Source organism: Streptomyces sp. NPDC048419 (genome assembly GCF_043200415.1).
Lineage (GTDB): Bacteria > Actinomycetota > Actinomycetes > Streptomycetales > Streptomycetaceae > Streptomyces.
The window spans coordinates 160,562-181,914 of the sequence record NZ_JBICXT010000016.1; the positions used below are offsets into that span (position 1 = coordinate 160,562).

10 protein-coding genes are annotated in these 21,353 nt (G+C 71.9%); 1 reads left to right on the forward strand and 9 read right to left on the reverse strand.

Features of this window, described 5'->3' with window-relative positions:
• Nucleotides 1–67: 67 nt before the first annotated feature.
• From ACGFYN_RS30125 to ACGFYN_RS30140, 4 genes are all read right to left on the reverse strand, one after another.
• Nucleotides 68–2,767, reverse strand: a complete 2,700-nt coding sequence (locus tag ACGFYN_RS30125) for a LuxR C-terminal-related transcriptional regulator (RefSeq protein WP_393869040.1) — start codon at nt 2,765–2,767, stop codon at nt 68–70.
• Between the two features lie 581 nt (nt 2,768–3,348).
• Nucleotides 3,349–5,085, reverse strand: coding sequence for an ABC transporter ATP-binding protein (locus tag ACGFYN_RS30130; RefSeq protein ID WP_393869041.1), 1,737 nt, complete (start codon nt 5,083–5,085; stop codon nt 3,349–3,351).
• On the reverse strand, nt 5,085–6,869 hold the full coding sequence (locus tag ACGFYN_RS30135) for an ABC transporter ATP-binding protein (RefSeq protein WP_393869042.1): 1,785 nt from the start codon (nt 6,867–6,869) through the stop codon (nt 5,085–5,087). The genes ACGFYN_RS30130 and ACGFYN_RS30135 overlap by 1 nt, the downstream gene beginning before the upstream one ends.
• A gap of 180 nt (nt 6,870–7,049) precedes the next feature.
• A complete protein-coding gene (locus tag ACGFYN_RS30140) occupies nt 7,050–9,218 on the reverse strand; it encodes an MMPL family transporter (RefSeq protein ID WP_393869043.1) in 2,169 nt (722 codons plus the stop codon).
• 263 nt (nt 9,219–9,481) lie between these two features.
• Here ACGFYN_RS30140 and ACGFYN_RS30145 point away from each other — a divergent pair, with 263 nt between their 5' ends.
• Nucleotides 9,482–10,078, forward strand: a complete 597-nt coding sequence (locus ACGFYN_RS30145; protein WP_393869044.1) for a TetR/AcrR family transcriptional regulator — start codon at nt 9,482–9,484, stop codon at nt 10,076–10,078.
• A gap of 116 nt (nt 10,079–10,194) precedes the next feature.
• On the opposite strand, the gene ACGFYN_RS30150 is transcribed toward ACGFYN_RS30145, so the two are convergent.
• Genes ACGFYN_RS30150 through ACGFYN_RS30170 form a run of 5 tightly spaced genes read right to left on the reverse strand, consistent with a single transcriptional unit; the run spans nt 10,195 to nt 21,332 of the window.
• Nucleotides 10,195–12,597 carry an SDR family NAD(P)-dependent oxidoreductase gene (locus ACGFYN_RS30150; protein ID WP_393869045.1) on the reverse strand — a complete coding sequence of 801 codons (2,403 nt, stop codon included), beginning with the start codon at nt 12,595–12,597 and terminating at the stop codon, nt 10,195–10,197.
• Entirely contained in the window at nt 12,594–14,018 is a 1,425-nt protein-coding gene (locus ACGFYN_RS30155) for a cytochrome P450 (RefSeq protein WP_393869046.1), read from the reverse strand. Before ACGFYN_RS30155 ends, ACGFYN_RS30150 begins: the two co-directional genes overlap by 4 nt.
• Complete coding sequence (locus ACGFYN_RS30160; RefSeq protein ID WP_393869047.1) at nt 14,015–16,780, reverse strand: SDR family NAD(P)-dependent oxidoreductase; 2,766 nt, start codon at nt 16,778–16,780, stop codon at nt 14,015–14,017. Before ACGFYN_RS30160 ends, ACGFYN_RS30155 begins: the two co-directional genes overlap by 4 nt.
• The gene (locus tag ACGFYN_RS30165) at nt 16,777–19,842 is read right to left on the reverse strand and encodes an SDR family oxidoreductase (RefSeq protein ID WP_393869048.1); all 3,066 of its coding nucleotides are present in this window, start codon (nt 19,840–19,842) and stop codon (nt 16,777–16,779) included. Before ACGFYN_RS30165 ends, ACGFYN_RS30160 begins: the two co-directional genes overlap by 4 nt.
• Nucleotides 19,839–21,332: an acyltransferase domain-containing protein gene (locus ACGFYN_RS30170; RefSeq protein ID WP_393869049.1), complete on the reverse strand. Its 1,494-nt coding sequence runs from the start codon at nt 21,330–21,332 to the stop codon at nt 19,839–19,841. Before ACGFYN_RS30170 ends, ACGFYN_RS30165 begins: the two co-directional genes overlap by 4 nt.
• Nucleotides 21,333–21,353 lie beyond the last annotated feature (21 nt).

Sequence of the window (21,353 nt, forward strand, 5' to 3'; positions counted from 1 at the left end):
CTCACAGGCCGGTGCCCCGCGAGGAACCTTCCTCGCGGGGCACCGTCGTCTCACCGGGGGCGAGGTGTTACGTGCCCGTCGCACCCAGGAGCCGCAGTGCGGGCATGCGCTCGCTCTCCCGTGAGCGGCGCAGCAACTTGTCCAGGCCGCGCTGGAGTTCGTTGCGGGCGGTGATGCCGAGCTTGTGGTAGATGCGGTGCAGGTGGTTCTCGACGGTGCGCACGGAGACCACCAGCCGGTCCGCTATGTCGCGGTTGGACATCCCGGCCGCGGCGAGTGCGGCGACCTCCTGCTCGCGGGGGGTGAGGGAGGCGGAGTCGCGCTCCTGGCGCCCGTCCTGCTCCAGCCACGGCGGCAGCATGCTGCCGCAGCCGCGCAGCAGTTCCTGGCTGGTGGCAAGGGCCTTGCGGCTCTTGCCGAACTGGCCCGAGGCGCGGAACGCCCGCGCCGCGTGGGCCGCGGCCTCGCCCGCCAGCGGCAGCGCGCCCATCTCGGCCAGCCGGGCGGAGGCGGCCGTCAGCGCGACGCCGTCGCTGTCGGCGAGGGCCTCGCAGTAGTCGGCGAACACGGCGATCAGACCGCCCGTGGCGCGGGCCGAGCGCAGCAGGGCCTGGTGCGGGTAGCGCACCGCGGCACCCTCGGTGAGGCGGGCGGCCAGCAGCAGCGCGGTGGCCGCGCGGACGGTACGGCCGGCCGCCGCCGCCCGCTCGGCGAGCGTCACGGCCTGCGCCGCGGCGGCGGAATGGTCGCCGGTGTGGGCGATGAGCAGGGCGTTCTCGTAGTCGATCTCGTCCTCGGTGATGGGGGAGGCGGCGACATCTCCGCGCATAGACCTGACCTCGACGAGGGTGCGCAGGGCTTCGGCGTGGTTGCCCGACTCGGCGAGCGCACCGGCCAGTTGGGCCAGCGGCCAGACGCCGTCGACCGGGTAGGAGTGGGCCGCCTCGGAGGCGATCGCGCCGCGCAGCAGGGCCACGGCCTGCTGGGGCTGGCCCAGCAGGCGCAGCAGCCGGCAGCGGTCGAGCAGCGCCTGCAGCAGGACGGGGCGGCCGTGCCCGGGGTCGTAGCGGTGCACCGCGTCCAGGGCCGTGGCCGCGCTCTTGAGGTTGCCGAGCAGGGAGGAGCAGCGCGCGGAGACGGAGTTGGCCAGCAGCAGGGCGTCGGCGTCCCAGTCGTCGGAGGCGTCCTGGTAGCGGTCGAGAAGTTCCAGCCCGCTCGCGGGGTCGCCGAGTTCGGCGAGGGCGAAGGCCACCGTGGGCACCACCGCCTGGGCGAGGCCGACATCGGAGGAGTCCATGGCGAGCGCCTGGTCGCCGAGGGCGACCGCCTCGTGGAGCCGGTCCAGCGTCACGGCGACCATCACGCGGGTGCCGTGGAGGACTCCGGCGCGGTCCGCGCCGACGGCCGCGATCGTACGGTCGAGGAGCCGGCCGGCCTCCTCGATGCGTCGCAGGCTCCAGGCCATGTTGGTCACGCGCGTGTGCACGGCGGCGATGTGCTCGGCGAGGGGAACCGTCACGCCGGACTCCAGGGCGGCCGCCAGGACTGTCTCCGCCTCGTGCGGCCGGTTCCTGCCGACGAGCACCCGGCCGAGCAGCAGGGCCGCCCGCACGCGCTGCTGGGCGTGCTCGGGGGTGCGGGCCACCCGCGTGACGAGGCGGCGCAGTGTCTTCGCGTAGTCGGCGGAGTCGGGGACGGGGCCGGGCAGCACCGGCGAGTCCAGGTAGGGCGCCGGCTCCTCCAGGGCGAGCAGGCACATGCGTTCCGCGAGCGGGAACTCCCGGCGGCGCAGCGCGATGGGGGCGGCGGCGAGCAGCTGCTCCCGCTCGGGCACCAGGCCCGCGTCCATGCGCAGCCAGACGATGCGCAGGACGTCCTCCTCCCGGCGTGCCCCCATGCGTTCGAGGCCGTCGGCGACCTCGCTGCGCAGCCGGGCGGCGGTGAGGTCGGACATGCGGGAGGCCACCACCACGCGGCTGAGCGGCACGGCCAGGCGCAGCCGGACGCGGGAGCGGCTGCGCTCGACGCTGACGATGCGGCGCAGATGAAGCGATTCGGCGGCCTTGGACAGCCCGGCCGCGGCGACGATCTCGGACTCCAGCGGTTCGGCGACGGCGAGCATGTGGACCAGCTCGTGCTCGTCGTGGTCGAGGTCGCGCAGCCCCAGCCTTATGACGTCGGACAGCCTCCTGCCGGGCGCGTCGGTCAGGCCGGGCCAGCGCCAGGTGCCGTCGACGCAGCTCAACGAGCCGTCCTCCAGGGCGTGTTCGACGAGTTCACGCAGCATCAGGGCGTTGCCGTGGGTGGCGACCCAGAGGCGTTCCAGCGTGGTGGTGTCGGTGTGGCCGCCCAGCCGGGCCCGCAACACGCTGTCCAGCGCCCCGCGGTCGAAGGGTGTCACCTCGACGTGCTCGACGAGGCGCTCCACCCACAGCTGGTCCACGCCGGCCGGGGTCGGGGCGTCCTGCCGGGCCGTGGCCACCAGGGTCAGGCATCCCGCCGCGACCAGCCGGTGCAGGCGGACGCTGGAGGCGGTGTCGAGCAGGTGGACGTCGTCGATCCCGATGAGGGGCCGCTCGTCGCTCCTGCCGTCCGCCGAGGAGAGCTGTACGGCCTCCAGGCACTCGGTCAGCGAGCCGAATCCCCGCGTGTGCGGGCCGCTGCGCCAACTGGCGCCGCCGACGCACAACACGGTCCGGCCCTCCTCGCCCGCCTGGCGCAGGGCGGCGGACAGCAGGACGCTCTTGCCGACCCCCGGCGCTCCCACGAGTAGTGCTCCGCCGCGTTTCTCGACGGCGTTACCAAGGGTATGCAGCTCGGTCTCCCGGGCTGTTATCGGCCAGTCGAAGGTATCGCTCGTTGACATCTGTACCCGCCCCCGCGGTGGAATTCTAATTCGGCCATCTTGCGATGTGTTTCTGGAGCCGCCGACATGCTTCAACGTTGGACTTTTGAATGCTCTACTCACTCGGTAGTTGAAGGTGAATGGATTTCAGCTTTCCAAGATCGAAGCCGGTCTGTATGCCGTCAGCTCCAAGGTGTTCGAGTCCGGTTTTCCTCGGGCTTTGGCGAGTATAGACCGGTGGATGGCTGGCGTAGTGGGAATCTTGCAACGCAGAGTTGAACAGTTGAACCACCTGGTCGCGCCAGGGATTTCGGAAGAATGCCAGCAGGTAATCAGAGGCGGGAAGCGGGCAATCCTGACATCGCCACCCCGCCCGGATATCGCCGGGGACTGGCGGGATTCACTTCCCGTTCCCGGTGTGACTTGTTCATGTTTCGAACAGTGTTGAGGGGTCTCCCGGATGGTCCGGGGCGACCGCATTCCCGCTGTCGATTGGACAATGGTCAGGAATGCTGCCCGGCCAGCGCCCACTCCCGGGCCCGGCTGCGCTGGGCCCAGAAGGACGCATACCGGCCGTCCGTGGCGAGGAGCTCGTCGTGCGTGCCGCGCTCGGCGATGCGGCCCTCGTCCAGGAACAGGATCTGGTCGGCGGCTGCGACCGTCTGCAGCCGGTGGGCGATGACCAGCAGGGTGCGGCCGGCGGTCAGGGCGCTCAACGCCTCCTGCACCGCCTGCTCGTTCTCCGGGTCCAGCGAGGCGGTCGCCTCGTCGAGCAGCACGATCGGGGCGTCCTTGAGGATCGCCCGGGCGATCGAGACGCGCTGGCGCTCGCCGCCGGACAGCAGCGCGCCGCCCTCGCCGACCCGCGCGTCCCAGCCCTCCGGCAGCCGGTGCACGATCTCCTCGACCCGGGCCAGCCGCGCCGCCTCGCGCACCTCGGCGTCGGTGGCCGTGGGCCGTCCGACCCGGATGTTGTCCAGGACGGTGCCCTCGAAGAGGTAGACGTCCTGGAACACCACGGAGATTCGGGACATGAGGACCTCGGGGTCGATGTCCTTGACGTCCGTTCCGCCGACGCGCACCGCGCCGCCGTCCACGTCCCAGAACCGCGGGATCAGCTTGCTCACCGTGGTCTTGCCGGAACCGGACGGGCCGACCAGCGCGGTCATCGTGCCCTCGGCCATTGTGAAGGAGACGTCGGAGAGCACCTGCTTGCCGTCGTAGCCGAAGCCGACGTGGTCGAACTCCACGTCGTTGGCCGCGGGCACGCGCGGGGCGGCCGGCTCCGGCAGGGTGGGCTGCGCCAGCAGGTCGGCCACCTGGTCCAGGGCGGCGCGCGCCGTGTTCAGGGCCGAACCGAGCACCGCGGTCTCCGAGATCGGCTCGGTGAAGCGCACCGCCAGCACCAGCAGCGCCAGCAGCTTGGCCGCGTCCAGGGTGCCGTCCAGCGCCAGGTAGGTGCCGGTCAGCAGGACCGCGGTGAACGCCGCCTGGATCACCAGCGCGAAGCCGACCAGACCCGGCACCCCGGTGACCAGCACCCGCCGGGACGCCTCGGTCTGGGTGCGCAGCGCGTCGTCCAGCCGGGCACCCCCACGGACCTCGCCACGCCCGAACACGCGGAGCACGGGCTGGAGTTGGGCGAACTCCACGACCCGGCCGCCGGTCACGGTCCGGGCCTCGGTACGGGCGGCGTCGGCCTGCCGGGTGAGCGCGGTGCTCCACCGGTAGACACCGGCGATCACCGGGATGGTGAGCGTGGCCGCGAGCGCCAGCCGCCAGTCGAAGAGGTACATCAGCGCGACCACCGTCGCCGGGGTCACGAAGCTCGTCACCAGGGGCCGCAGCAGATGCGCCGGTACACCCATGATGTCCATGACGCTCTTCGTCGCGAGCTGGCCCAGCTGACCCACGCGCTCCGGCGCGAACCAGCCCAGCGGCAGCTCGGCCACCCGGTCGCCGATGCGGTGCCGCAGGATCCGGGCCAGCGCGGCACCGGCCTCGAACCCGATCAGCAGACTCCAGAAGTACGCCGCGCAGTACAGCGCGGACACCCCGAGCAGTGCCCACAGCCACGGCCACACGTCGTCCGGGTGCTTGCCGAACAGTGCCTCCAGCACCGGCACCAGCAGGGCGAAGGCGACGCCCTGCAGTACCGCGCCCACCACCAGGGCCACTCGCATCCGGCGGATCGGCCGGGCGTGCTCGGGGCCCACCACTTCGATGAGTTGACGGATCATCAGAGGACTCCTCCTGCCGTGCCGGCCTCGACGGGCGCGGGGCCGTGCGGCTGCCACTGGGGCGTGCGTTCATGGGCGTGCCACATGCGGGCGTAGCGGCCGTTTGCCGCGAGCAGGTCGGCGTGCCGGCCCCGTTCGACGATCCGGCCCTCGTCCAGCACCACGATCTGGTCGGCGCCGACGACGGTGGACAGCCGGTGGGCGATCATCAGCACGATCCGGCCCCGGGTCAGCTGTGACAGCGCGTCCTGCACGGCGGCCTCGGAGTGCGGGTCGGCGTACGCGGCGGCCTCGTCCAGGACGATCACCGGAGTGTCGGCGAGCAGCGCCCGCGCGATGGACACCCGCTGCGCCTGGCCCCCGGACAGCCGCGCGTCCTGCCCGATCACCGAGTCGTAGCCGCGCGGCAGTTGCTCGATCACATCGTCGACGCACGCCGCACGGGCCGCGGCGCGGACCTCGTCCAGGGAGGCGTCCGGCCGGGCCATGCGGATGTTGTTCGCCACCGTGTCCTGCGCCAGCCGTACGTCCTGGAAGACGAACGCGACCCGGCCGTAGAGGTCTTCGAGCGCCATGTCGCGGGTGTCGACGCCGCCGATGCTGATGGCGCCGCCGGTGACGTCGAAGAAGCGGGGCAGCAGCGCGGCCAGCGTGCTCTTGCCGGAGCCGGACGGGCCGACCAGCGCGGTGACCGTGCCGGGCGCCAGTTCCAGGTCTACGCCGGCCACGGCCTCCTGCTCGCCGTCGTAGGAGAAGCGCACGCCGCGGTAGACGATCCGGTCGTCCGCCGGGCTCTGCGGGGCGGCGGGCACGGGCAGTTCGTCGGTGTCGAGGATGCCGGCCACGCGCTCGGCCGCGCCGCGGGCGATGCGCATTTCGTAACCCGCGTAGAACAAGGACAGGATCGGGGCCGTCAGGCCGATGCCGAGCAGGGCGAACGGCAGCAGGTCGACCGCGTCGAGCCGGCCTCGCGTCACGAACAGCGCGCCTGCGGCCAGGGTGGTGACCAGGACCGCGATCGGCGACAGGACGATCTCGGCGGCCGCCTTGGAGAAGCGGGTGGAGCGCACCCAGGTGAGGAAGAACGCGGAGAAGTCGTCGGCGGCCTCGGCGAACTCGCGGTGCGCGCGGCGGCTCTGGCCGAAGGTCTTGACGACGGCGATGCCTTGTACGAACTCCACCGCACTGGAATTGATGCGGCCCATCGCCTGCTCGTAGTGGGGCAGGTTCTTGGCGAGGCCGGCCATCGTCGCGCTGTAGAGGGTCAGGCCGATCAGCAGCGGCGAGATCACGATCAGCGTCATTCGCCAGTCGACCCAGAACAGATACGCCAGGGACGTGGCGGGCACGACGGTCGCGGTGGTGATGTCGAGCATCGAGTGGGCGATGAGGTGGTGCATCGCGTCGACGTCGTCCTGCACGGCCTGCTTGACCTGGCCGGAGTTGCGGGACGAGAACCAGCCCAGCGGCACCCGGCCCAGACGGTCCACGAGCGAGCGGCGGATGTGGAACTGCAGGGCGTTGTCGGCGAGATGGGAGATCCCGCCCGCCACCAGCGCCACGATCAGCCTGATCAGCAGCGCGCCCGCGCCGATCGCGGTGACCGTCCAGGCACGGGACGTGCGGTCCTCGCCGTCGCCCAGCAGGACCCGGCCGAGTTCGGCGACTGCGATGAACGGCACCACGCCGACGGCCGCCGACACCGCCTGGGCCGCGATCGCCCAGCGCAGCTTTCCCCTGATCGGAGTGAGAATCGCGCCAAGTGCGGTCTTTCCCGCGGACATGCGGGCCTCCAAGCGCTTCGGTTGGACGGGCATTAGACGGTGTCTAACAAGGGCGACAGTACCCACTCACCCTTGAGGTACGTCAAGGGCCAAAAGGGAGTGTGAATGAAGAGCGTGTCAACTGTGGGCGCCGAAGTGCCGTGCCTCACACGGCACTTCGGCGCGGCGACCGCGGCGGGATCAACCGGCCACGGGGACCGGCTCCTTCGCCTCCGGAGCCTCGTCGGACTCCTTGATGCCGAACTTGCCGTAGAAGCGGGCCAGTGGGCCCGGGGCCCACCAGGCGGAGCGGCCCATCAGCTTCAGCACGGCGGGCACCAGCAGGATGCGCACGATGGCGACGTCGGCCAGGATCGCGAACACCATGCCGACGCCGAACAGCTTCATCATCAGCACACCGCTGGTGGCCATGGCCGCGAGCGGCACGCACATCAGCAGCGCGGCACTCGCGATCAGACGGCCGATCTTCTGCAGTCCGGTGGCCACCGCGGCCGTACTGTCGCCGAGCGTGTCGTACTGCTCGCGGATCCGCGAGACCAGGAACACCTCGTAGTCCATGGACAGTCCGAAGATCAGCGCGAACAGCATGATCGGCATGTTGGGCTCGATGTTGCCCGTCGAGTCGAAGCCGATCAGCCCCTCCAGGTGGCCCTCCTGGAAGATCCACACCAGGACACCGAAGGTCGTCGACAGCGACAGCAGGTTCATCAGGATCGCCTTCAGCGGCAGCAGCACCGACCCGAAGGACAGGAACAGCAGGAGGTACGTGGCGATCGCCATGTACAGCAGCATCCATGGCAGCGTTGTGCCGAGCGCGTCCAGCGTGTCGTCGAACACGGCGGTCTGACCGCCGAAGTAGGCCTTCGCGCCCGCCGGGGGCGGCACGTCCTTCAGCCGGTTGACCAGGTCACGCGCCGGACCGGAGACCTCGGGACCGTCGAAGGTGACCGAGACGCGGGCCGTCGTACCGGTCGCGCCGCTGATCTTCGCGCCGGTCGCGCCCTCGGTGTGACCCAGCCGCTCGGCGTACGCCTGCAGCGCGGCGCCCTGCTCCCGCGACGTGGCGTCCGACTTCAGCACCAGCAGCGAGTCGATGGACTTGACGGCGTCGCTGTCGAAGTCCTTGTCCAGGGCGTTCTGCACCTGCCGGCCCTCGGCGCTGTTGGGCAGCTGACGCGCGTCGCTGATGCCGAACTCGACGTTGCGGAACGGCGTGGCGAGCGCGAGCAGCACCGCCAGCGTGCCCAGCGTCACCAGCGCCGGGCGGCGCATCAGGCCCTGGGCGAGCTTGTACCAGGCGCCCTGGCCCTCCGGTCGCGGCGCCTTGTTCCGGCGCAGCGAGAGGGCGTTGACCTTCGAACCGAGCAGCCCCAGCATCGCCGGCAGCGCGATGATCGAGAAGAACACCGACAGCACGACGGCGGCCACACCGCCGTAGGACATCGACTTCAGGAACCCGAAGGGGAAGAACGTCATGCCGGCCAGCGCGACCGCGACCGTGATGCCGGAGACCATGACCGTGCGGCCGGCGGTGGCGACCGTGCGCGCCACCGCCTCCTCGCCGCTGTGGCCGCGCTCCAGCTCCTCGCGGTAACGGCTCACGATCAGCAGGCCGTAGTCGATGGCCACCGCCAGACCCAGGATCGACACCAGGCTCATGGCGAACACCGACACGTCCGTGAACTGCGCGATGACTCGCAGCACCGCCATCGAGCCGACGATGGACAGACCGCCGACGAGCAGCGGAAGGCCGGCCGCGGCCAGCCCGCCGAAGACCACCACCAGGAAGATGAACAGCACCGGGAAGGACAGGCCCTCGGCCGCGCCGAGGTCCTTGCCGATCTCGTCACTGGCCTGGTGCCCGGTCGGCACCGGACCGCCGCGCTCCGTCGTCAGCCCCGGCGCGTCGAGCTTGTCCGCTATGGCCTTGTACGAATTCTCCTTGGCGTTGTCGTCGCCGCCCCGGAGGTTGATCGCCACGTAGGTGGCGTGCCGGTCGTGACTCACCTGCGCCGGCATCTTGGTCATCCAGAAGGTGGAGTATCCGGTGACCGACGACTTCGGCAGGGCCTGCACGGTGTCGGTGACCGACTTCTGGAAGGCCGGGTCGTCGACCGTGCGCGACGTGTCCCGGTAGACGATCACGGCATCGGGCGACCGCTGCGGGAAGGCCCGCTCAGCCAGCTGCGCCGCCTTGCGACTGTCGGACCCCGGGTTCTCGAACCCGCCGGGCTTCATGTCGCCGAAGACGCCGACGCCGTAGAGACCGGACAGCACGGCGAACAGCAGTGTCAGGACCAGGAGCGGTTTGCGCCTGCGGAACAGGAATCGCCCCAGCGCCTCGAACATGGTTCTCCCTAGGAGTAGTTGGCGAGCGCCGCACGCCGGCCAGAGGTCGACGCCGCGGCAACCGTAACAGCGTTTTGATTGCTCGCTCCAGGTCTATTGCACACTGTCTAACTCGACGAACTCGCGGTTACCCCGCATGACCTGCGACTTTGCGTCGAAAAAATTCTTTCAAAGGGGTTGTGCTCGTGGGGCCGGCGTGATCTGACATCAGCCTGACGCGATGTGAGGGCCCTTTCACAACGCCGTTGTCATACTGTTGGGGGATGGCCAGGCTCAAAACACATGACGAAGCGCTCCGGTTGCGGCTCATCAACCGCGCGGCCGCCACGGTCTTCGACCGGGGCGCCGCCGCACTGAGCCTGAGGCAGCTCGCAGCTGAGGCGAAGACCTCCACGACGGCCGTCTACTCGCTGTTCGGCAACAAGGGCGCACTCCTCGCGAGCCTCTACGAGGAGGCCGCACGGCTCTTCGTCGTACGGCTGGGAACCGTCCACCCCACGGACGATCCGGCGTACGACGTGATCCGCCTCGGCATCGCCTACCGTGACTACGCACTCGCGAATCCGCACCTTTACGCGATCCTCTTCTCGGACAGCCTGGCCCAGTTCGAGCCCGCCGAGGAGGGTCAGCGCGAGATGCTGGAGATGTACCAGCCGCTCGTCGACGCGGTGCGCCGAGGGCAGCGCGACGGTCAGTTCACGGTCGAACTCGCGCCCGAGGTCGTGGCGTTGGCGTGCTGGGCGACGGCCCATGGACTCGTGTCCCTGGAGCTGTCCGGCAACGAGCCGCCGGGGCTGGCGATCGCCGACTCGTACGAGCGGATGCTGCGGGCTGTGGTGACGGGGTGGCGCGTCGACTGAGAGTCGGCGGAGCATGTGCGGCGGAGTGTTTGCGAGTGCGAAACAGACCCGGAAGGAGACTCCGGGCCTGTTGGCGCATGACAGGTGAGGGGCCAGGGGGACGGGTGACCGCGGGCTCAGTCCGTGATCGCCACACCCTCCACGAGGAGGACCGTGACGCCCTCGCGGGTGCCTGTCCAGCGGCCCGAGTCGTCGTCCCGGCACAGGTGTTGGACGCGCTGGGCGCCGGGTGCCGCGAGGAGGCGGCGGGCGGTCAGGGTGCCTGGGGTGGTTCTGGGGGAGTGGCGGTCGGCTGTGCGGACGAGGGCCTCGACGGCTGCGGGGTCGATGGTGGGGGCGGGCGGGAAGGGGACGGTCCAGAGGTCATCAGGGTGGACGGCGGGGAGTGTGGCCTCGGACTCGGGGAAACCGGGGGCGTCGGGGAAGACCACGCCCGACCAGGCGAGTTGGCCTTCGGGGCGCTGCCCTGCGCGTGCCGCCGTGCGGCCGGCGGAGACGGCGTCCGGGAGATCCGTTGCCGGTTGCTCGCCGTAGACCAACGTCAGTGACGCCACGTCCTGTCCCGTGGCGTCGTGGACGGTGACGTCCACGCACCACTCGCCCTCGCGCCACAGCCCTCGGGCCTCTCGGTGCAGGGTGAGGGTGTTGCCGGTGAACCGTAGCCCGGCCAGCCGGACTTGGAGGGCGCGCAGCTCCCGAAGGTGCAGCAGGGGCCAGCCCTCGGGGACGATCCAGTCGCCCACGGCCACCGCGTATTCGAGGACGACGCTGACGGGGACGGCGAGGTCCGTGCCGACGTGGAACTCGGCGAGGCAGGGGTGGTGGCGCGCGGGCAGGGTCAGGGACGTGCGCAGCGTGCGGAAGATGTCGTACTCCTCGACCTGGCCGAGGTAGTGGTCCAGTGCGTGCAGCCGGGGCAGGTCGGGGTGGCCGGTGAGGGTGCCGAAGCCGCGTAGCTGGCCGGGGGAGAGGACGGCGCCGATGCGGCCGAGGAAGACCGCCTCGCCGGTGTGGCCGGAGGCCAGTTCGGCGGCCCACAGCCGGGCGCCCTCGGCGGGGTCGAGAGTGGAGACGTAGCGTACGGCGGCCGCGTAGTTGGCGATGACGCCCAGGCGTTCCCAGGTCGGCCAGCACAGGGTCTGCACGGGCAGGCCGAGGTTGTCCCGCGCCCAGAAGCCCAGCCGTGCCAGCGCCTCGTTGCCCGCCGCGTAGTCGATCTGCCCCACCATGCCGCCCATGCGGCCGGCCAGTGAGCCGACGTTGCTCAACAGCCGCAGCCGCGCCCGGCGTTCGGGTCGCGCGAGGACGGCGGCGACCAGGTTGGTGAAGCCGGTGACCTTGACGTCGACGGTGCGGACGACGTCGTCGGCCGACTTGCGGTCGAAGCGGGCCGGCTCGTCGATGCCGGCGTTGTGCACGACGTGGGTCGGGCCCGCACCCAGCGCGGCGAAGACACGCTCGACCTGGCCGGGGTCCGTGCAGTCGCAGCGCAGGTAGTCGATGCGCAGCCCGTCGGCCGCGGCGCCGGCGAGGTTGCGGTGCACGGTGCGGTCGTCCTCGGCCCGACGCACCTCGCGGCGTACCTCGGCCAGCCGTGCGGGTGTCCGGGCGGTGGCGAGCCGGTCTCGGCGCCGGCGGGCGAACTCCTCGTCGTCCAGCGTGATTTCACCCTCCGCTCGCGGGCGCTCACCCCGGCCGGTGACCACGACACGGCAGCCGAAGGTCTCCGCGAAGGCACGGGCCGCCGCGAAGCCGACGCCTCGGGCGCCGCCCGTGACAAGGACGGTGTCGCCCGGACCGGGTGCCGCCGCCCCGCCGGGCGGCGGGGCCGGGGCGGGGCGTCCGGCGAGCACATGGCGCCGGCCTGCGCGGTAGCAGACCTCGAAGTCCTCGGGGCGGACGTACTCGTGGGCGACCGCCTCGGCGATCACCTCGGGCTCGGCCCGGTCGACGTCCACCACGACGATCCCGGCGGCGGGCAGTTCGCGCGGCAGGCACTTGGCCAGTCCCGACCAGATGCCGCCGAGCGGCTGCGGGACCATGCCGTCGCCGTGGCCGCCCAGCCCGCCGAGGTGGGTGACGGCCACGTACATGTGGTGACCGTAGCGGTGTTCGGCGGCCCAGCGCGCGTATGCGCGGCGTACGGCCTCGGTGGTGCCGGCGAGGGCCTGGCGCCACGTCGTGTCGCCCAACTCGTAGGCGTGGCCGACCATGTTGAGGTCGACGATGCCGTCCCACCCGTCGGCAGGCAGTCGGCTGCCGGGCGTGCGGGTCACCACGCGGGCGCCGCGACGCTCCAGGGCCGCGCCGACCGCGTCGATCAGATCCCGCGCCTCGCCCACCAGCAGCAGACTCCGCCCGGACAGCGGCGTGTCCGTGGCCGGAGCCGGGCGCGGCGCCTCGACCGGCTCCCAGACGAACCGCGTCACCGGGCGGACGAAGGCATCGGGATCGAAGGAGGACAGGTGCGGCCGCAGCGCCGGCCAGTCCCGAACGGACGTGTCCTGTACGGCAGTCATCGTCGGCGCTCCTTCACCGTCACCCGGATGCCCCGCTTGGGGAAGAGGGTGATGAACGCGCCGTTGCGGGGTGCGCCGCCGACCAGGGTGAGGTGGAAGCGGCCGTGCACCGTGGCCACCGCCTGGTGCAGCAGCCCCAGCCCCATCCGCTTGCCGATGCACTGCCGGCGTCCGCCGCCGAAGGGAACGTACGCGGAACGGTCACGCTCGGCGGAGGCCTTCGGCGTGAACCGGTCCGGGTCGAACGCGTCCGGGTCCGCCCACTGTTCGGGGTTGCGGTGGGCGGCGTAGACCGAGATGAGGACCGGTGTGCCCGCGGGGATGCGCCGGCCCGCCAGGACGTCGTCGGCGATCGTCTGCCGGGGGAACTGCCACACCGGCGGGTGCATGCGCAGGGCCTCGTCGACGGCACGTCCCGTGTACGGCAGCGCGTCGAGATCCTTCGCGGTGGGCGGGCGCACACCGCACACCCGGTCGGCCTCCTCCTCCAGACGGTCGCGGACCTCCGGGTGGCGGGCGGTCTCGTACAGCGTCCATGCCAGGGCCAGCGCGGTCGTCTCCACACCGGCGAGCATGAGGGTGACCAGGTCGGACCAGAAGGCGTCCTCGGGCAGGTCGGAGGCGCGGATGAGCGCGGCGACCTCGCCGCCCGAGCCCTGGTCGGCGTCCCAGGCGGCCTGGGCGATGACCCGCTCCAGGGTGCGCCGGGCCCGCCGTACGCGGCGCCGGTAGGGGGTGGGGACGAAGGCGGGGGCCAGCTTGTCCAGGGAGCCGACCTCCTTGAAGATGGCTTCGAGCGCGATGCCGAGCGCGCCGGCGAACTCGCCGCCGTCCCGGGAGAGATCGCGGCCCACCAGGGCGTGGCCGATGACCCTGCAGGTGAGCTTCATCGACTCGGTATACAGGTCGAACGGGCGCCCCGTACGGGCATGTTCGGCCCAGCGGTCCGTCAAGTCGGCCAGGGCCGCGTCCGTTTCGGTCGACCGCGCGGCGATCGCGTTCGGCGTGAAGGCGGGATTCACGACCTTGCGGTGCTCGCGCCAGTCGGCGTCGTCGAGGGTGAGCAGGCCGTGGCCCATGAACAGCCGGAAGGCCTCGTAGTAGGCGCCGCGGCAGTAGTTGTCCGCGTTGCCCTGGAGGATCTGCCGGACAGCCGCCGGGTCGGTCACCTGCACGGTGGGGTTGTGCGGGATCATCGGCAGCTTCACGACGCTGCCGTGGGCCTGCTGGGCGCGCACGGCGAAGCCCGGTGGGTCGGCGGCGTACAGGATGGTGGAGCCGACGACGGGCCAGGCCAGCGGGAGGCCGGTCGGACCGTCAGGCTCCGGCGGCGGGGCATCGCCCGCCAGAGCTCCGGTGGCCGGGCAGCGGGGGCCGCCGTCGACGGCGATGTCGCTGCCCTGCGGTGTGCTACGCGTCACGATGTCGCCTCCTGGGCCTGCGCCGTCGCCCTACGGGCGGATGCGGCGCCGCGCGGACGCTCGCGGTAGGCGCCGGTGGTCTGGTGGATGTGGCCGAGCACCACGCCGGTCATGTCCTTGATCTGGAGCACCACGTCACCGGCCGCGGTCACCGCCACGGCCCGGTTGGGCGCGTCGCTTTCGAGGTCGAGGCGCGCGGGCAGCGAATACAGCTCCACACGGGTCCCGGCGGCCGCGAGCGAGGCGTCCGTGTGGCCGCCGTACAAGTCGATGCGGCGGATCGTGCGCGGTACGGCGAGCGGGGTCCAGTCGCCGCCGTGACCCGGCAGTTCGGCACGGTCCAGGACGCACACCCGGGCCAGACCGTCCAGCAGGACGGACGGCACGACGAGGCCGGAGAACCAGCGGTCGATGCCGGGCCGGTCGGGTGCGTAGTGGGCGCGCCGGCCGGACGGATGGGTGCGGGTGCCGGCCGTGGAGACGTAGACGCCGCTGAGCAGTACAGCGGGATTGGGCACGTGGTAGGGGTCGGCCAGCGGCTCGGCGCCGTGGTCGTCCCAGTGCTCCCAGCGCGGCGCTGCAACCGGCTCGTCGCGCAGCCTGACCCGAGCGGTGAAGTGACGGCGGTCCTTCACCAGCAGCCGTCCGTCCGGCGCGACGACGTCACCGGTCACCTCGACGGCGACGACCGACTCCTGCGCCCCGTCGGACACCACCCGGGCCCTGATCTTCTTGACCTCGTCGCGGTCGGCCTTGTAGACGCGCAGGAACGACTCCAGGCGTACCTCCTCGACGACCACCGGCACCCGGCCGGGCACGAGGTGCATGGCGGCCTCCGCGGCGAGTTCGGGGACGAACGTGCCGGGCAGCGTGGGGTGACCGTCGACGACGTGCTCACGCAGATAGGCGTCGCGGTCGAGCCCGAAGCGGCGTACGACGGTCAGCCGGCCGGGGGCGTGGTCCACGATGTCGTCGACGTAGAACTCGGGCAGCCGGGGCGCGACGGGACCGGACGAACTCGCCCGCGACCCTGGCCCCTTGCGGCAGAAGTCCAGGTAGCCCGGCGCGGCCGCCTCGATGGCGGCGCGTTCGGCGTCCCCGAAGAACACCGTCACGGGCGTGTGCCGCCCGTGGACGGCCTGGTCCAGCTCGTGCAGGAAGTGATCGACGCCCTCGGCTGTGGGCATGGCGGTGAACTGGGCGCTCTTGGCGAGGAATGTCCGCATCAGCGGCGTCGCGCCCAGGCCGACGTCGCGCCACAGTGTCCAGCCGAGCGTGAACTCCCGTGTCTCGTGGGCGGAGTGGTGCAGTGCGGCGGTGTTGAAGTAGTCGTTCGCGGCACCGTAGTCGGTCTCCCCCGTCTGGCCCGTGAAGCCGACGAAGGAGCCGAAGTTGCACCACAGGCGCGGCTGACGGCTGCCGAACGCCGCCTTGAGATGGGCGTAGGAACGCACCTTCAGATCGCGGACCGTGCGGAAGTCCTTCAGCCGCTTCTGCTCCACCGACGCCGCCCTGTTCGTGCCGGCGATGTTGAGCAGCAGGTCGACGGTGCCCTCCGCGTCCGTGATCCGGCGGACGGTGGCGTGCACGTCGTCCGCGTCGCGCAGATCGCAGTGGTGGTAGCTCACCCGGTCCGCGCCGCACAGCTCCCGCAGCGCGGTGAGCGTGGCGCGCACCTCGCGGGCCGAACCCAGCCGGTCGTAGGCCATGTTCGCCTCGCGGACGGTCATCCGCTCCGGTCCCGTGGTCCGGGCGCGGATGAAGTCCTTGCGCTCCGACTGCGCACCGGCCGCGTCGCCTTCGGGGTCGGTCGAACCGATCAGGTGCAGCCGCGGCCGGTCCCGGCGGGCGAGGGCCAGCAGCAGCTCGGCGCCGATGCCGCGGGCGCCGCCGGCAGCGACCACCGTGTAACCACGGGCAGTCGGCCGAGCCTCGACATGCTCGCCCGGTTCGGCGGCGGCCTGCCACAACAGCCGCGTGCCGCCCGCGTGGTAGACGACCGGCAGGAACTGCTCGGTCACCGTCTCGCGGGCCGCGTCCGGTTCGGCCGTGACGAGGTCGCGTGCCTCGTGGACCACGGCCACGACCTCGGTGTCCGGCCACTCCAGCGCCAGGCTCTTTGCGAAACCGGTGAACAGGCCCGCGCATGCGTGCGGAATGCGTGCGGAGTCGACTCCGCCGAGCACCAACACGGCGAACGACTGCGGCCGTTGTGCGCGTTCGACGCAGGCCTTGGCGGTGCGGAACATGGCGTCGTGCAGGTCGAGCAGAGCTTCGGAAGGGGCTGCCTGCTCGGCGTGCAGATCGACTACGACACGGATGTGGCGTGGCCCGGCCCGCGCGATGGTGTCCTCGAGCGAGTCGTCCAGGGGGAGCGGCTCCACCCCGCGGACGTGGTCTCCGGTGTTGGTCAACAGGGCGGTGCCGGCCGGGAAGAGGTCGGGCGCGGGGCCGTCCGGGCGGCCCGGGGCGGGAGCCGGGGCCAGCCGCAGCACGTGGCGGTCGAGGACGTGGGGCTCGGGTCGAACCGGGGGCGCTGTTTCGGCCTTGTGCGTATCGCGCTTGTGCATATCGGCCTTGTGCGTATCGGGCTTGTCCGTGGCAGGTCGGCGCAACGTCAAGCGGTGCACGGGGCCGCCCCGGCGCACCGGCCGTTCCAGCACGGCCGTATCGGCAGCCCCGCCCGCTCCGGTCAGGAAGGCGATCAGTTCGCGGGCGCCCTCGGCGCCCAGGAGGGTGGTGTCCTGTCGGGCGGCGCTCATGCGGCCGCGCTCCTTTCCATGACGGCCAGCACGGGAAGGCCGGCCTCCTCGGCGACGGAGCGGCGCGTCACCACGAACAGGAACGCGCCCTCGGCTGCGGAGCGGCCGTCCGCGTCGTTCCAGCCGGGCAGCGCGGCGCCGTTGACCCCGGCGACCAGCGCCACGTCGATCTCCTCGAAGCCGAGATAGAGCCCGGCCACGTCGAACGCCTCCAGCAGCGAGGCCTCACCGGCGTCGACCGTGAGACTCAGCCCCCGCAGATCGAAGTAGTTGCACAGCCGGGCGGCGATGACGTTCGGCATCTCACCCGGGAAGGAGTCCTCGGTGGGCGCCGCGATCAGGCCGGTGGCCCGCTCCTCCAGCCGCTGGAGGAACTTCGCCGTGACGGCGGGTTCCTCGGCGCCCGCGACCGCGTGGCCGATCTCGTCGAGATAGGCGCGGGTCTTGTACAGCAGCGCGTTGCGGGTGGCGCCGGTGTGCCCGACCACCACGCCTGCCGTCAGCCGCCGGTCCAGGCAGAAGTCCCTTATGGAGTCGTCCAGTTGCTGCATGCAGCGGACCAGCATCAACTGCGTACGGTCCGTGGTGCGGGCCGTAGGGGGCGGCATCCGCAGCTCCTGGAACGGCGGCACGGGGTAGACGGTCCCGAACGACGGCTCGGGAGAGGGGCCTTCGCCCCCGGCCCAGGCGGTGACCGCGTCGGCATCCAGGTCGCCGGGCAGCCGGGACGACCAGCCGACGACCACGAGATCGTCCTCGACAGGAGCGGGCAGGGCGATGGGGCTGCCGGAGCGTGCCGCGGAGGCATGGTCCTCGGTGAGGATCAGATGGGCGTTGGTGCCGCCGAAGCCGAAGCCCGAGACGGCCACGCGACGTGCGCGGTCCGGGTGCGCGGGCCACGGCACCGGCTCCTGCGGCACGCGCAGCGCCCCCGAGAGCGCCGACATGGCCTCGGGCAGCCGCTCGAAGCGGTACTGCGCGGGAATCGTGTCGTGCCGCAGCGCCAGCAGGGCATGGATGACGGAGACCACTCCGGCGGCCCAACCACTGTGACCGACAAGGGACTTGTTGGAGGTGACGTACGTCGGCCGGTCCCCGGCGTAGCGGGCGTGCAGGCCGGTGAACTCGGCCTCGTCGCCGGCCGGAGTGCCGGTGGCGTGCGCGACGATCCAGTCCACGTCCTGTGCCGCCAATCCGCTGCGGTCCAGGGCGCGTTCGACGGCGAGTTCCTGACCGGCGGGCGCCGGAGCGTAGATCGCCTTGCCCCGACCGTCGGCCGACAGCCCGATCGCCGACAGCAGCCCGAGGACCCGGTCACCGTCCGCACGGGCCCGCGACAGCCGCTTCAGTACGACGAGTCCGGCGCCGTCGGAGAACAGCGCGCCGTCCGCACCGGCGTCCAGCGCACGCACCGCGCCGCCCGCCGACAGCCCGTTGAGCTTGGCGAACAGCACCGAACCGCTCGGCGCCAGCGCGAACGAACCTCCGCAGACGGCGACATCACTCTGTCCGGACAGCAGGTCGCGCACCCCGAGGTCCATCGCGTAGAGGGAGGAGGAGCACGCGGTGTCGACCATGTGCAGCCGCGTCTCGGGCGGCAGGATGCCGGCCATCGCGTCCTCGCCGACCCGGTGCGGCAGATACCCGGCCGACGGGTCGTCGCCGCGGTGGAAGCGGCCGCGCAGCGCCTGGCCCAGCGGCCCCTCGACCGCGTCGTCGCCGTCCTCGGCCAGCGTGTCCAGCGCGGCGCGCAGGACGAAGGCCTCCTCCAGGTGCTGGCTGCCGTCGGGGGTGTAGCCGACGCAGAAGGAGAAGCGGTCGGCGGAGTCGCGCCCCACGCCCTCCAGCGCCTGGTGCAGGCTGTGCCGCAGCCACAGGGTGGTGTGGTCGAGAGCGGTGGTGGCCGCACCTTCCGCCTCCAGCCGATCGTGCGGCCGGAACGAGGTGATGAAGCCCGAACGGCGCTGGTACGTCTTGTCGGGCGCGGCGCGGTCCTCGTCGTGGAAGCGGGCGATGTCCCAGCGGTCGGCGGGCGCCTCGACGAAGAGTTCGTCGCCTTCCAGCAGCAGCCGCCAGAACTCCTCCGAGGAGGAGGCGCCGGGGATGGCGAGGCCCATGCCGACGATGGCGATGGGGTCGTCCTCGTCGTCCACCGTCTCCGTGTCGGGGGCCTGCGCTGTCGGTGCGGTCGCCTCCTCGGGCGTTTTCTGCACCTGCGCTTCCTGCGTCTCCCGCGCCACCGGCGGCTGCGTCCCGCGACTCGGCGACATCGCCGACCGCAGCAGCGTCAGGCCGCCGTCCGCCAGCAGCGTCTGGCCGGTGACCCAGCCCGAGCGCTCCGAGGCGAGGAAGACGACGACCTCGGCGAGGTCCTCGGGGCTGCCGAGGCGGGCGAGCGGGGTGGCCGCGACGGTGTTGGCGCTGACGTCGTCGAAGGCCGGGAACATCTGGCCGACGGGGTTGTCGATCAGCCCGCAGGACGCCGCGTTCACGCGGATGCGGTCTTCGGCGAGTTCGGCGGCGAGGTAGCGGGTCAGCGACTCCAGTGCGGCCTTGGAGACGCCCACCGGGAGGTAGTTGGCCGGGGCGGTGATCGAGCCCAGGGAGGAGAGGTTGACCACGGCGCCGCCCTGGCCGGCGGCCTTCGCGAGCAGGGGGCGCGCGTAACGGGTGCACCACAGCGGGCCCTTGACGTTCGTGGCGTAGGTACGGTCGAGCAGCTCCTCGGTGATCTCCTCGAACGGGACGAAGGAGCCCGCGGCGGCGTTGTTGACAAGGATGTCCAGGCGGCCGTGCTCCTCGCCGATCTCGGCGAACATCCTCTCGACCTGCGCGGGCCTGGCGACCGAGGCCCTGACGACCCGCACGTCCAGGTCCCGTTCGGTGAGCGTGCGGGCCAGGTCCTTGGCGGCGTCGTAGGAGTGGAAGCAGTTGAGCAGGACGGTGGCGCCCTGTTCGGCGAGTCGCTCCACGATGACGCTGCCGACGCTTCCGGCGCCGCCGGTGACCAGCGCGATACGTCCTGCGAACTCCCCGTGGGATATGGGCGGACGGGCGCTCATCGGACGGCCGGCCCCTCGGCGAAGGCGCCGCCCGCGACGCCGGTGGCCACGAAGTCGACGACCTTGCCGAAGGTGTCGTAGTCCGCCACGCGCAGGCCGCTCGGGGGTGCTCCGAGGCCGAAGCGGTCGCCGAGCCGGCTCAGCAGCTCGGTCTGCTTCACGGAGTCGACCCCGAGGTCCGCCTCCAGCAGCACGTCGTCGGTGAAGACCTCGTGGGGGTACTCCATCGCCTCGGCGTACAACGTCCGTACGTGACCGGCGAGTTCATCCCGGTCGGCCGGCGCGGACGTGACGCTCGTGGCGACCTCGCCGACGCGGGCCGGGGCCACAGCGGCCTGGCCGTCGCCGGGCTCCGTGACGGTCACCGCGACCGGATCGGCGGCTTCCGGGGCGATGGTGAACGGGGTGATGGTGACCGGTCCGGTCGTGACGGGGACCGCCATGTCCGGATCGGTCACGATCGCGGGGGCCGTCACCGGACGGACGACGGTGAGCCGGCTCCACGGATCGCGCAGCGCGTCCGCACCCGCCGCGAGCCCCGCCTCGTCGTCCCGGCCCGCGAGCGGCGCCACGGTGTGCACGCCCGGCAGTGCGGCCTCGGCCAGGCTCGTCAGCACCCGTCCGGCGCCGATCTCGACGAAGGTTCCGGCACCGGCGGTGTGCAGGGCTGTGAGGGCTGCGCGGAAGCCGACCGGGGTGACCAGGTGCAGGGCGAGCAGGTCGGCGAGGTCGTCGCCGTCGCGGTAGAAGCGGCCGAGGATCGGCGAGTACACCGGCACGGCGAGATCGCGACGCTCGAACGCGCCGAGACGGGCGGCCAGTTCGCGCCGTGCGCCCGCCAGCAGCGGGTTGTGGAAGGGGTGCGGGGAGCGCAGGGGCGTGGCGGTGATGCCGAGCTGGCGGGCGATCGCCTCGGCGGTGCCGATGGCGTCGGCGGGGCCGGACAGGACGGTCTGGTCGGTGGCGTTGTCGACCGCGAGCACGAGGCCGGCGTGGTCGATCAGGGCGACGAGCCGCTCGGCGCGCGACCGGTTGCAGCGCAGGGCGAGCAGCGAGCCGCCACGGCGGTCGTGGGCGCGTACGACGGAGATCCGCTCGCACAGCACGGCGGTGGCGTCGGCCAGGTCGTAGGCGCCCGCGCAGGTCAGTGCGGCCACCTCGCCCAGGCTGTGGCCCATGTGGAGCGAGGGGCGCGCGCCGCTGCCGGTCATCAGGCGGTGCGTGGCCACCGACGTGGCGAAGATCCCCAACTGGAGGGTGTCGGGCGCCTGTTGGAGGAGCGTGGCGGGGCTGGGCGGGGAGGGCTGGAACAGTACCGAGGACACCTCCTGGCCGAGGCGCTCCTTGGCGACCTCGTCCACCACCTCGAAGGTGCCCCGCACGGCGTCCGCGCCGCGCTCCCACAGTGCCGCGAGCGCGCCGGCGCGGTAGGCGCCCTGCCCGGGGAAGAGCGCGACGGTCAGATCCAGGTCTCGGTCGATGGGGTTCATGGGGTTCATGGGAGGTCTCCC